The sequence below is a fragment of the Alkalicaulis satelles genome (assembly GCF_008630495.1).
Classification (GTDB): Bacteria; Pseudomonadota; Alphaproteobacteria; order Caulobacterales; family Maricaulaceae; genus Oceanicaulis; species Oceanicaulis satelles.
In genome coordinates this window covers 76322-88830 of the sequence record NZ_VWOJ01000002.1, presented here as the reverse complement: position 1 = coordinate 88830, position 12509 = coordinate 76322, and the positions used below count along the sequence as shown (strand labels likewise).

The 12509-nt window shown below is 68.3% G+C and carries 13 protein-coding genes; 8 read left to right on the top strand and 5 right to left on the bottom strand.

The window, feature by feature from the left end:
• Together F1654_RS06105 and F1654_RS06100 are read right to left on the bottom strand one after the other, a co-directional pair.
• Positions 1–411, bottom strand: a complete 411-nt coding sequence (locus F1654_RS06105; protein ID WP_150022647.1) for a hypothetical protein — start codon at positions 409–411, stop codon at positions 1–3.
• A gap of 137 nt (positions 412–548) precedes the next feature.
• Entirely contained in the window at positions 549–1064 is a 516-nt protein-coding gene (locus tag F1654_RS06100) for a GAF domain-containing protein (protein WP_150022646.1), read from the bottom strand.
• A gap of 176 nt (positions 1065–1240) precedes the next feature.
• Between F1654_RS06100 and F1654_RS06095 the strand changes: the two genes are divergently transcribed.
• Positions 1241–2470: an argininosuccinate synthase gene (locus tag F1654_RS06095; RefSeq protein WP_150022645.1), complete on the top strand. Its 1230-nt coding sequence runs from the start codon at positions 1241–1243 to the stop codon at positions 2468–2470.
• A gap of 8 nt (positions 2471–2478) precedes the next feature.
• Here F1654_RS06095 and F1654_RS06090 read toward each other — a convergent pair whose 3' ends face one another.
• Complete coding sequence (locus F1654_RS06090) at positions 2479–3969, bottom strand: peptidoglycan DD-metalloendopeptidase family protein (RefSeq protein ID WP_150022644.1); 1491 nt, start codon at positions 3967–3969, stop codon at positions 2479–2481.
• A gap of 270 nt (positions 3970–4239) precedes the next feature.
• Between F1654_RS06090 and F1654_RS06085 the strand changes: the two genes are divergently transcribed.
• The 7 genes from F1654_RS06085 (at position 4240) to F1654_RS06055 (ending at position 11014) form a co-directional block, all read left to right on the top strand.
• Positions 4240–4464 (top strand): hypothetical protein, encoded by a 225-nt coding sequence (locus tag F1654_RS06085; RefSeq protein ID WP_150022643.1) that lies wholly within the window; start codon positions 4240–4242, stop codon positions 4462–4464.
• Positions 4465–4520: 56 nt separating this feature from the next.
• Positions 4521–5195, top strand: a complete 675-nt coding sequence (locus tag F1654_RS06080; RefSeq protein WP_150022642.1) for a histidine phosphotransferase family protein — start codon at positions 4521–4523, stop codon at positions 5193–5195.
• A gap of 328 nt (positions 5196–5523) precedes the next feature.
• Positions 5524–8217 (top strand): chemotaxis protein CheW, encoded by a 2694-nt coding sequence (locus F1654_RS06075; RefSeq protein WP_150022641.1) that lies wholly within the window; start codon positions 5524–5526, stop codon positions 8215–8217.
• Between the two features lie 17 nt (positions 8218–8234).
• Entirely contained in the window at positions 8235–8684 is a 450-nt protein-coding gene (locus F1654_RS06070; RefSeq protein WP_150022640.1) for a chemotaxis protein CheW, read from the top strand.
• Between the two features lie 13 nt (positions 8685–8697).
• Positions 8698–9063 (top strand): response regulator, encoded by a 366-nt coding sequence (locus F1654_RS06065; protein WP_150022639.1) that lies wholly within the window; start codon positions 8698–8700, stop codon positions 9061–9063.
• A 29-nt stretch (positions 9064–9092) separates the two neighbouring features.
• Positions 9093–10184, top strand: coding sequence for a protein-glutamate methylesterase/protein-glutamine glutaminase (locus tag F1654_RS06060; protein WP_150022638.1), 1092 nt, complete (start codon positions 9093–9095; stop codon positions 10182–10184).
• Positions 10181–11014 (top strand): CheR family methyltransferase, encoded by an 834-nt coding sequence (locus F1654_RS06055; RefSeq protein WP_150022637.1) that lies wholly within the window; start codon positions 10181–10183, stop codon positions 11012–11014. The genes F1654_RS06060 and F1654_RS06055 overlap by 4 nt, the downstream gene beginning before the upstream one ends.
• Here F1654_RS06055 and F1654_RS06050 read toward each other — a convergent pair.
• Both F1654_RS06050 and F1654_RS06045 read right to left on the bottom strand, forming a co-directional pair.
• Complete coding sequence (locus tag F1654_RS06050; RefSeq protein ID WP_150022636.1) at positions 11011–11934, bottom strand: thioesterase family protein; 924 nt, start codon at positions 11932–11934, stop codon at positions 11011–11013. The genes F1654_RS06055 and F1654_RS06050 overlap by 4 nt on opposite strands.
• Before the next feature lie 25 nt (positions 11935–11959).
• Positions 11960–12397, bottom strand: coding sequence for a transcriptional repressor (locus F1654_RS06045; protein ID WP_150022635.1), 438 nt, complete (start codon positions 12395–12397; stop codon positions 11960–11962).
• Positions 12398–12509 lie beyond the last annotated feature (112 nt).

The window sequence follows — 12509 nt, the reverse complement described above, 5'->3', positions numbered from 1 at the left end:
TTACTCCACCCGGGTCCAGATAAGCGGGCTCGGCGTGCGGCCCTGCCAGACCGTGCCGGATATCGCGTCATCACCATCCAGCTCGCCCTCGAACAAAAGCGCGCCAAGGCCCGTGGCGAAGCCGACGCGCGCCCCGTCCAGGCGGACCTGCTCGAAGCGCACCCGCGCCCCGCCCTGGCCGGGTGCGGTGAGGATGACCGAAACGGCTTCGTCCTGGAGGCTGATGGTCAGCTCCAGCGGGCGCGGTTCGACTCCGGTTTCCAGCACCGCGGTCCACACGCCCTCAAGGCGCGGGTCCGGCGTCTCGGCGGGCTCGCCGGTTCCCGACAGCACCGCCATGGGTTCGCCCGGCCCGGACGGGCTGCAGGCGGCGAGGGCCAGGGCGAGAGTGGCGAGGATGATCAGGCGCATGGGGCAGGCTCCGGGCGGCGGGAGATGTGGCCTGTCAGATAAGGGCGCCACAGCCGCTCGGCCAGTGAGACGCATGCTGGGAGGCCAGGCGATGCGGCGGGGATCGCGAAACCCCGGTCTGCGGCCCGTTCAACGCCCTATGCCATGCTACGCAAGGCGGCGTGCATATCAATCAGGTTCATCGCGATCTGGGCGAAGCGCTTGAGCGCGGCCAGGTCCTCCGCCTCGAACCGGAAGCTGGGCGCCTGGTTCAGGATCGCGAACGATCCCAGCACATGGCCTGAGGGGCTGATCACCGGAACGCCCGCATAAAAGCGGATATAGGGCGGCTCGGTGACATAAGGATTGTCAGCAAAGCGCGGATCGAGAGCCAGATTCTTGACGATCAAGGGCTGGCCGGTCTCCACTACATGCCGGCAGAAGGCCAGGCAGGTGGGCACGTCTTCGGGGTCGGAAACACCGGTAATCGCCGCAAACGTGGTGGTTTGGGGTCCGACGCAGCTCAGCGCGGCCACAGTGCTGCCGAAGGCATAGCGCGCCGCCTCGGTGATCTCGGGCGCCTGGGCGCCGCCGTGACGCACCGCTGCTCTGAACCGTTTTAACTCGGCGAGGCGCTGAGGATCGGCCAGATCAAACAGGGGCGTATGCGGCATGCGATCGCTCCATCACGTGGATGTGCATGCAGCCATCTTCGGAGGACTTGCTGAAAGACCGGTTAAGTTGCTGGCCGGGGCGTGGCGCGTCTGCCTGAGATCTGGTGGATACAGCGCTTTCATCACACCGGGCCTCGCCCTAGATTGCTGCGCCGCATGATACAGGAGTCCGCGCCATGTCGACCAAGCCCGTGAAGAAAATCGTCCTTGCCTATTCGGGCGGGCTGGACACCAGCGTGATCCTCAAATGGCTCAAGGACGCCTATGGCGCCGAGGTGGTCACCTTCACCGCCGATCTGGGCCAGGGCGAGGAGCTGGGGCCTGCGCGCGCCAAGGCCGAGGCGGCCGGGATCAGGGAGATCTATATCGACGATCTGCGCGAGGAATTCGTGCGCGATTACTGCTTCCCCATGGTGCGCGCCAACGCAGTCTATGAGGGCCAGTATCTGCTGGGCACCTCCATCGCCCGCCCGCTGATCGCCAAGCGCTTGGTGGAGATCGCTCACGAGACCGGCGCGGACGCCGTGGCCCATGGCGCCACCGGCAAGGGCAATGACCAGGTGCGTTTTGAACTGGGCGTGGCCGCGCTGGACCCGGCCCTGCGGGTGATCGCGCCCTGGCGCGAGTGGGACCTCAATTCACGCACCAAGCTGATCGCCTACGCCGAGAAGCATGGCATTGCGGTGCCGTCCGACAAGCGCGGCGAGGCGCCGTTCTCGGTGGACGCCAATCTCTGGCACACCTCGTCGGAGGGCAAAATGCTCGAGGACCCGGCCGAGGAAGCGTTCAACGAGGTATGCCTGCTGACCCGTCATCCCGAGGACGGCCCCGACCAGCCGGAATACGTCACGGTGGGTTTTGAGCGCGGCGATGCGGTCAGCGTCAACGGCCAGGCGCTTTCTCCGGCGGCGCTTCTGACCCGGCTTAACGAGATCGGCGCCAATCACGGCATTGGCCGGCTCGATCTGGTGGAGAACCGCTTTGTCGGCATGAAGTCGCGCGGCATTTACGAAACGCCGGGCGGGACCATACTGATGGCCGCCCATCGCGGCATAGAACAGCTCACACTGGACCGGGGCGCCATGCACCTGAAGGACGAGCTGATGCCCAAATACGCCAAGCTCATCTATGAGGGCTTCTGGTTCAGCCCCGAGCGCGAAATGCTGCAGGCGGCCATCGACCATTCCCAGCGCCATGTCTCCGGCGAGGTGCGCCTCAAGCTCTACAAGGGCAATGTGATGGTGGTGGGGCGCAGCTCGCCTGCCTCGCTCTACTCGCTGGCTCACGTGACGTTCGAGGAAGATCAGGTCTACGACCAGAAGGACGCCGAAGGCTTCATCAAGCTCAACGCCCTGCGCCTGCGCCTCATGGCGGACCGCAAGAAGCGCCTGGGCGAGAACGACTAGGGATCAGCTCAGCGGCTGGCGCTCTGGCTGCGCCCGGATTCGCGCGCAGCCAGCAGCACCGCATCTTCGGCCTGGATCGCGGGCGGCTGACCATTGGCGAACATGACGCTGTCGCGCTTGGCGATCAGGCGGTCACGCTCGGTGGTGAAGCTCGGCAGCTCGTCACGCGTCAGCCGCCGCCCGGTGGGCAGGTCCAGGCGCATCGGGTTCAGCGGGCGGCCGTTCTGGTGCACTTCATAATGCAGGTGCGGACCGGTGCATGAGCCCGTGCAGCCCACATAGCCGATCACCTGGCCTTGGCTGACGCGCGTGCCGGCGCGCACGCCGCGGGCGAAGCCCTGCAGGTGGGCGTAGACCGTCTGATAGCCGTTGGCGTGACGGATGCGCACATAATTGCCGAAGCCGCCGAACCAGTCTGCGCGCTCCACCACGCCATTGCCCGCCGCCATGATGGGCGTGCCGCGCGGGGCGGCGAAATCGGTGCCGTTGTGGGGCCGGTTGACCTGGTGGATGGGGTGGAAGCGCATGCCGAAGGAGGAAGAGATGCGCGCGCCATTGACGGGCATGCGCATCAACAGGCGCTGGGCGGCCTCGCCCTCGCCGGTGTAATAGCCGACCTCACCGTCCGGGGCGGTGTAGCGGAAATATTCCAGCGGGCTGCCGCGTCCGGCGAAGCGCACATAGACGATATCGCCCGTGCGCACGGTCTCGCCGCGCCGGTTCACATGGCGCTCGAAGACAAAGTCGAAATCATCGCCGGGCTGGATGGTGCGGAAGTCCACCGCATAGCCCAGGATATTGGCCAGTTCGACCACGATGCGGTCGGTGGCGCCTTGCTGGATGGCGGACATATAAAGGCTGGAGCTGACCTCGCCGCGCACCCGCACGAATTCACGATCCAGCGTGGCGGTGGCCTCGCGGGCGCGGAAGCGGTCGCCGGAGCGGGCCACGGTGAGGGTGCGTTCGATATCGGGACGGAAGGACAGGCCGGCCAGGCGCCTCGCCTCGCCCTCTTCCTCATCGGCCACAGTTTCAAAGAACAGCGTCAGGTCCTGTCCGGCGCGCAGGCGGCGCACCGGGAAGACCGGGTCCAGCGCGGCGATGGCGCGCGCGGCCTCGACACGGTCCGCCCCTGCGCCCGCCAGCACGCTGGCCATGGTCTGACCGGAGCGTACGGTGATGTCGAGGCTTTCAACCTGGCTGCGGAAGGGGGCGGAGGTGAACAGGGCGTGTTCGGCCTCGATCACGTCGCGTGAATTATTCAGCGCCACCGCAGCGGGCGCCGCCTCAGGCGCGCCTGACCGGGCGGTCTCGCTGAGCGCCTGCACCGCTTGAGGGCTGGCCGGGACGGGCTCTGCCGGGACGGACGGCTCGCCCGGTCCGGAAAAGCGCATCAGAAGGGCGCCCACGACAATCAGGAGCCCCAGGCCCAGCGTGGCGAAAAACACCAGCGTGCGGGAACGGCGGGCGTCGGCGAGACGGACGTCGAATCCGGACATTTACGCTGTAATCCCTCATTGCTTCACCCGGCCCCAGCCCCCAATTCATCCCCATGCGGGGGGCTGTGCGTGCCGGGCCGGCGCATGTGACGCAGCCAGCAAGTTTCAGACCGACTAGCACAAAACCGCGCTCAGGTCCGCTGTGTCTTGCAGGCTGCAGGCATGATGTTGACCCAGGCGCGCGTGCTTGCCAAGGGCGATTAGACGCGCAGCGCCGTTAACGATGTGAGAACGGCCGGAGCCGCGCCCGGCAGGGAGAGGACCGCACTGATGAACAAGACAGCACTTCTGATCGTTTCGCTGGGCGCGCTGCTGGCCGCCTCGATTGGCCTGGCCGCCTGGAGCTTTATCGGTCAGGAGCTGCAGATCACCTGGCAGGGCTGGCTGGCCATGGGATTGGGCGCGGGCCTGTCCATTGCGCTGGGCGCCGGGTTGATGGCGCTGGTCTTCTTCTCTGCGCGCCACGGTCATGATGACGTGGATCACGAACTCTAGTTCAAGCGCTGCGCGTTAACTCTTCGCGAGGCGAGAATCGGCTAAAGCTCGCACCCATGACCATGCACGACACGCCCTCCGCTTCCGAACTCGCGGCGCTTTTGAGCTCGCGCGTGTGCCACGATGTGGCAGGCCCTGTGAACGCCATGGGGGCGGCCATGGGGGTCCTGGATGATCCCAATGCCGGCGACATGCGCGAGGACGCCATGGCGCTGCTGCGCTCGGGCGTGGGCCAGCTCAAGGCCAAGGTGGAGTATGCGCGCGTGTGCTTTGGCGCAGCCGGCGCCCGGGCTGGTGAAATGGGCCTGGCCGAAATCCGCACGCTGGCGGACGCCATGTTCGCCGAGGCGCGCGCCCAGCTGGTGTTCAGATCGGCTGACGGGGTGATCGACAAGACCGCAGCGCGGGTGCTGCTCAATCTGATCTGGCTGGCGGTGGACGCCCTGCCGCGCGGCGGCGAGGTCAGCGTGGAGGCGGCCGCTTCGCCTGGCGGCGGCGCGCGCTTGCGCGTGGTCTCGTCGGGGCCGCGCCTGCGCCTGGATCCGTCCTATGTCCAGGCCATGCGGGGCGAGCGCCCCGAGGACGGCTATGACGGCCGCTCGGTCCAGCCCTTCTATGCCGGACTGATCGCCCGCGAAAGCGGCGGCCGGGCCGAGGCCTCGGCCAGCGAAGAGCGCATCGAGTTCACGGCCCTGACCGGCCCGGGCCAGCGCGCCGCTGCGGCGGAATAGGGCGTCGGCGCCGGGTGAGAGTTTCCGTGTGAATGGGCCGGAACGTTCTTATCACTACTCTTACCATGGCCCTTTGTGTTCCGGCCTGACTGTTTCCCCCTGTCCTTCTGGCGTGTGGCGTCATGATGCGTCATGGGGCTGGAGTTTACGCCAGCGCGCAGCGGGGGCGGACAGGCGCGTGCAGGCGATGCGTCAGCAGCGCCTTTCATCTGCGCTTCGATCCGGCTGTCCCGGGCGCGTTCCTGGCCGGCGCAAATTACCAACCTTGCGTTAACCCTGACCATGACAGGGTCTGCTGTGTTGCGCAAAGTCAGCCCGGGGCGGGATCATGGACGAACTGATCGGCGAATTTCTGGCGGAGACCATGGAGAGCCTCGACGTCATCGATGTCGAGCTTGTCAAGTTCGAGGCCGATCCCACGGACCGGGCCACGCTGGACAATATCTTCAGGCTTCTGCACACCATCAAGGGCACGTGCGGCTTTCTGGCCCTGACCCGGCTGGAGGCGGTCGCTCACGCCGGCGAGACGCTGCTTGGCAAGTTCCGGGACGGGACGCTGGTGGCCGACAGCGCGGCGGTGACGCTGGTTCTGCAATCGCTTGACCGGATCAAGGAAATCCTGGCCGGCCTGGAAGCCTCCGGCGCCGAGCCCGAGGGCGATGACAGTGAACTCATCGCGCGTCTGGAAGCCATGGCCGAAGGCAAGGCGTCTGCGCCCGCGCCTGAACCGGCGCCGGCCCCCGAACCTGAACCCGAGCCCGAACCCGAGCCGGCCCTGGACGGGTCTGAGGACGAGGAAGCAGCAGGATTTGATGATGATCTGGGCCGGCCCTTGCGTCCGGGTGAGGTCTCGCTGGCCGATCTGGAAGCGGCTTTCATGGCCACGCCGGGCCCTGAAGAGGACGAGCCCGCCGCGCTGGAAGCCGAGGCGGAGCTGGAAGACGAGGTAAGCGAGGCGCCCGCCGCGGCGCCGGCGGCGGCGTCACAGCCTGAGGCCGCCAAGGCGGCGCCGGCTGCGGGCGCGGCGCGCTCATCGGCCACCATCCGCGTCAGCGTGGATGTGCTGGAAAACCTGATGACCACGGTGTCCGAGCTGGTGCTGGCGCGCAACCAGATGCAGCAATTGGTGCGCGATACGGACGAAAGCGCGCTCAAGACCCCGCTCCAGCGCCTGTCCTCGGTGACGGCCGAGCTGCAGGACGGGGTGATGAAGACCCGCATGCAGCCCGTGGGCGACGCCTGGCGCAAGCTGCCGCGCATCGTGCGCGACGCCTGTCAGGATCTGGGCAAGAAAATCCGCCTTATCCAGGAGGGCGAGGACACCGAGCTCGACCGCCAGGTGCTTGAGCTGATCAAGGATCCGCTCACCCACATGATCCGCAATTCCTGCGATCACGGGATTGAAAGCCCTGAAACCCGCAAGGAAGCCGGCAAGTCCGAGACCGGCACGATCCGCCTGTCGGCCTATCACGAGGGCGGGGCGATCATCATCAAGATCACCGATGACGGCGCGGGCCTGAACCCGCAGCGCATCCGCGACAAGGTGCTGGAAAAAGGCCTGGCCACGCCCGAAGAGCTGGCGGGCATGAGCGAGGCGCAGATCCAGCGCTTCATCTTCGCGGCCGGTTTCTCCACCGCGGCGGCGGTGACCAATCTGTCCGGGCGCGGCGTCGGCATGGACGTGGTGCGCACCAATATCGAACAGATCGGCGGCTCCATCGATCTCAATTCCGAGCTCGGCAAGGGCACGGCCTTTACGATCAAGATCCCGCTCACCCTGGCGATCGTGTCGGCGCTGATCGTCAAGGCCGGCGGCGAGCGCTTCGCCGCGCCGCAACTGTCAGTGCGTGAACTGGTGCGCGTGGGGCCGGGCTCCAGCGTCAAGGTGGAGACCCTCAATGGCGCGCATCTGATCCGCCTGCGCGAGCGGCTCCTGCCGGTGATCGCCCTGGCGGGCGTGCTGGATCCGTCCAAAGCCCATGACGGCGAGATGGCCGGCTATGTCATCGTGCTCGAGGCGGCCGGACGGCGCATCGGCCTGGTGGTGGATGACGTGGTCGACACCGAGGAGATCGTGGTCAAGCCGCTGTCCGGTCCGCTGCGCCAGGTGGGCGTGTTCTCCGGCGCCACCATTCTGGGCGACGGCTCGGTGATCATGATCCTCGATCCCAATGGCCTGGCCCAGGAGACCGCCATGGAAGCGGTCGAGCAGGCCGAGGCCGGCGAGGCCGAGGCGGGCGAGGACTCCGCTGCGCAGGGCCGCCAGCGCCTCTTGCTGGTGCGTGCGGGCGGGACCGAGCCCAAGGCGGTTCCGGTCAGCCTGATCACCCGGCTTGAGGATTTCGAGGCCAACACCATCGAGATCGTCGATGGCCGCCATGTGGTGCAGTATCGCGGGCGGCTGCTGCCGCTCTCCCACGCCGCTGGGCCGGGCGCCTTCAAGAGCGAAGGCCGCCAGCCGGTTCTGGTGTTCGCCGAGGATGGCAAGTCGGCCGGCGTGGCGGTGGACGAGATTCTCGATGTCGCCGAGGAAATCCTGGATCTGGAAATGGGCTCGGACCGCCCCGGCGTGATCGGCTCGGCCATCATCAAGGGCCGGGCGACCGAAGTGCTGGACATCGCCTGGTATATGGAGCGCACCTGGGACGGCGCGCCCCAGCGCAGTGCGGCCGGCCGGACGATGCGCCACGCCGTGCTGCTGGTGGAGGCCGACGCCTTCGCCCGGCGCATGCTGGCGCCCTTGCTGGCGGCGGCGGGCTATGACGTGACCGTGGCCGGCAGCCTGCACGAGGCGCGCGACGCCGCCCAGATGGGCGCGCGTTATGACGTGCTGGTGGGCGATCCGCCCGCGCTCCACCGTCTGGCCGAAGAGGGCCTGTTCGCCGGTGTGCCGCGCCTGGGCGTGGGCGAGGGGCATTCAGGCATTCTTGAAGGTTTTGCTGCGATCATGCGTCCGGGCGACCGGGGCGGGCTGATTGCGGCGCTGGACCAGGCCGCGCGCACCCGCGCTGAAGCCGCCTGACCGGGAGAGACAGAGCCATGGCTGTGCAGGACACGATCGAATACGTCACCGTCCATGTGGGCGGACAATTGTTCGGCGTCGAGGTGAGCGAAGTGCGCGAGGTGTTCAGCCCGCAAGGCATCACCTCGGTGCCGCGCGCGCCCGGCGAAATCGCCGGATTGCTGAATCTGCGCGGGCGAATTGTCACCGCAGTGGAGACCCGCCAGCGCCTGGGCCTGCCCCCGCGCTCCGAGGGCGAGCCGGTGATGGCGCTGGGCCTGGAAGAGGGCGCAGAACTGTTCGGCGTGCTGGTGGACGAGGTGGGCGAGGTGCTGCGCCTTGATCCGGCGGAGATGGAGCCCGCGCCGGGCCATCTCGACACCCAGTGGCGCGCCATGATCAAGGGCGTCTACCGTCTGGAGGAGCGCCTCATGGCGGTGCTGGACGTGCGCGCGCTGATCCGCTGGCGCAGCGCTCTGGCGGCGTAAAGGGAGAGCTGGGATGAAAACCTGTCTGGTGGTCGATGACAGCCGGGTGATCCGCAAGGTCGCGCGCAAGATCGTGGAGGATCTGGGGTTCGCCTGCGAGGAAGCCGCCGACGGCCAGGAGGCCCTCGACGCCTGCCGCAAGGCCATGCCCGATGCGGTGCTGCTGGACTGGAACATGCCGGTGATGAACGGGCTCGATTTCCTGATCAAGCTGCGCCAGGAGCCCACCGGCAAAAAGCCCGTCGTGGTGTTCTGCACCACCGAGAACGACATGGCCCATATCACCCAGGCCCTGCGCGCCGGGGCCGATGAATACGTCATGAAGCCGTTCGATGGCGAAATCATTGAGTCCAAGTTTGCGGAGGCTGGCCTGGTCTAGGACCGCGCCGGGCATGGGGGACAAGCATCGTGACCGCCGCACAGCCGCAAAAGCCCGCATCGCCGCCCTCCGGGGCGCTGCCCCGCGTGCTTGTGGTGGACGACAGCGCCGTTGTGCGCGGCCTGACCGCGCGCTGGATCGAGGCTGATGCGCGCCTGGAGCTGGCGGGCACCTGCGCGGACGGCGAACAGGGCGTGCGCCGGGCGGGCGAGCTGCAGCCCGATCTGGTGGTGCTGGACGTGGAAATGCCGCGCATGGACGGGCTCGCCGCCCTGCCGCTGATCCTCAAAGCCGCGCCGCGCGCACGCGTCGTGATGGCCTCCACCCTGACGCGCTCGGGCGCGCAGGTGACCGTACGCGCGCTTTCGCTGGGCGCGGCTGACTACGCCGCCAAGCCGGAAGCGGGCAAGGTCGCCGGGGCCGAGGCCTATCGCGAGGAATTGCTGCGCAAGCTGCTGGCGCTGAGCCCGCGCGCTGCGGCGCCGGTGCGCGCCGCGCCCTCCGCGCCGCTCGCCGCGCCCCGCCCGGCCTCTGCGCTGGCGGCCAAGCCCTCCCTCATCGCCATCGGCTCCTCCACCGGCGGGCCCCAGGCGCTGCGCGAGGTGCTCGCCCATCTGCCCGCCGATACGCGCGCGCCGGTGCTGATCACCCAGCACATGCCCAAGCTGTTCACCGCCATTCTGGCCGAGCACCTGTCCAAGCTGGGCTTGCCCGCCGCCGAGGCGCAGGACGGCGAGCCGCTGCGCGCCGGACGGGTCTATCTGGCGCCGGGCGACTGGCACATGACGGTGCGCACCGGCCCGGAGGGTTTCCACGCTGTTCTGGACCAGGGCCCGCAGGTGAATTTCTGCCGTCCCGCCGTTGATCCCCTGTTCAAGAGCCTGGCCGCGGCCGCCGGGCGCAATGTGCTCGCCGTGGTGCTCACCGGCATGGGCGCCGATGGCCGCGAGGGCGCGCGCGCCCTGCGCGCGGCGGGCGCGCCGGTGATCGTGCAGGACCAGGCCACCAGCGTGGTCTGGGGCATGCCCGGCGCCGTGGCCGAGGCGGGCCTGGCCGACATGATCCTGCCGCTCAAAGAAATCGGACCTCAAATCGTCCGGCGCCTGAAAGGACTGCCATGACCCAGCTGCCCGCGCACAAGTTTGATCATCTGTGTAAGGAAGTGCGCGCGCGCACCGGGCTCGTGCTCGGTCCGGAGAAGGCCTATCTGGTGGAAAGCCGCCTGGGTCCGCTGGCGCGCAAGAGCGGGCTCGCCTCCATCGAGGCCCTGATCGACGCCATGATGCGCGGCGACAAGGCGGTGACCACGTCCGTATGCGAAGCGCTGGCCACGCACGAGACCTTCTTCTTCCGCGACAAGACGCCGTTTGAGCTGTTCGAACAGGTGATCGCTCCGGCCCTGAAGACCGCGCGCGCCGGTCGGGCGCTGAAAATCTGGTGCGCGGCGGCCTCCTCGGGCCAGGAGCCCTATTCGCTGGCCATGATGCTGGACGAGGCGGGCGGTCCGCAGGCGGACATTCTGGCCACCGACATGAGCGGGCCGGTGCTGGAGAAGGCCAGGGCCGGGGTCTACACCCAGTTCGAGGTCCAGCGCGGGCTGTCCATCCAGCGCCTGGTGAAGCATTTCGAGCAGACCGGGGAGACCTGGCGCATCAAGCCGCACCTGCGTCAGAAAGTGCGCTTTGAACAGTCCAACCTGCTGGAGGATTTCTCCCGGCTGGGGCGGATGGACGTGATCTTCTGCCGCAATGTGCTGATCTATTTCGATATCGAGACCAAAGCCAAAATCCTCGACCGGCTGGCCGCCCAGCTGGCCGATGACGGCTATCTGGTGCTGGGCGCGGCGGAAACCGTGGTCGGCCTGACCGACAGCCTGCGCCCGGCCCAGGGCCATCGCGGGCTGTATACCCGCGCGGGCGCCCCCGGCGCCAAGGCCGTGGCGGCCGCCTAAAGCGCCAGCCCGTCAATCACGGCGGCCTGCATGGTCTTGAGCGCCTGGCCCTCCACCGGCTTGAGGCGGCGGGTGTCGAGATCCAGAAGACAGCCCACGCCCTGCATGGTCCATAGCGGCGCGCCGCTCACCGGATCGCAGACCCAGTGCACCAGATGGCGCACCTTGCCGCCGGCGCCCGCCAGGCCGGAGCGGATGACGAAGCCCTCGCCCGCCTGGGGCCAGCGGCGCATCACGATGCGCGCCTCCAGCAGCGCGCTGGCCGCGCCCGGAGCCTGGCCGGCCTGATAGGCGCGCCATTGCTCGGGAAAGCCGGCGCTGAGATGGATGACGCTGTCGGACACCTTGCCCATGGCGAATTCCAGGCGCATGCGCCCGAACCGGTCGGCGTCCTGGGGGTTGATGCGTCCGCGCCCGATCTCCTCCAGCCCCAGCGCATCGGCGCGCCCGAGCGAGACGTCAGCCGCAGGCGGCGCCTGTGACAGGCTGCGCGGGGCGCATTCGGGCGGGGCGGCGCCGGTGAGCGCGTCCAGGCGCGCGCGCACCCGTCCGCTCCAGGCGAAGGGCCGGGCGCTGGCCGGATCCACATGGTCGAGATGCACGCTAAAGGCGGCCGCCGGCTTGCCCAGCGCGGCGTGGTCCATGATCAGGTCCGCGGTCAGCCCGGCCTCGTCCACCTGGCGCACGCTGCCGCGTATCACCAGCGGCGCGCCCGGCCGCGCCTCGGCCAGGAAGCGCACGATCACCTCGCGCGCAATAAGGGTCGCCGTGGCGCCGGGCTGAAAGGGCGCGCGCATGCCCGCCTCGCAGGCCAGCGCCTCAATGGCCTCCCAGGCCTTGGCCAGATAGAAGCGCACATTGAGATGGCCCAGCTCGTCGCATTCCCAGGCATTGGCGTTGCCGCGCCAGAGCGTGAGCATGAGCCAGCCTCCCGTCCGTTTTCGCTCAGGCGCTGGCCTGCGCCGTGGCGCAGGCGGAGCAGCGTCCGTAATGCTCCACCACCGAGCGGTTGATGTGGAACCCGTCCGGGCCGTCTTCGGGCGCGCGGTGTCGGTGGCGCTCCTCCACCAGGCCGCAGGCCTCGCAGATATAGAGCTCCGCCGATCCGCGCCCGCCCACATGCACGCAGGCGGTATAGGCGTTGAGCGCCTCGATGCGGTGGGCGAGCCCGGCGCGGGTGAGGAAATCCAGCGCCCGGTAGACCGTAGGCGGCTGCGCGCCGCCATCAGGTTTCAGGCTGGCCAGCAGGTCATAGGCCTTCACCGGCGCAGGCGATTCCAGCAAGAGCTGGAGCACGCGGCGGCGCACAGGCGTCAGGGCGAGCCCCTTGGTGCGGCAGGCCCGCTCGGCGGCGGTCAGAGCGCGAGTCACCTCTTCAGTCATGATCCTGATCCTAGGGCTGATGGCCGCGCCGGGCGAGCCCTTGATTACGTCTGTGTGAAACAAGCGGGCAGGCCTTGCCGGGCCGATTGCGATAGATTATCACCCGATGAAA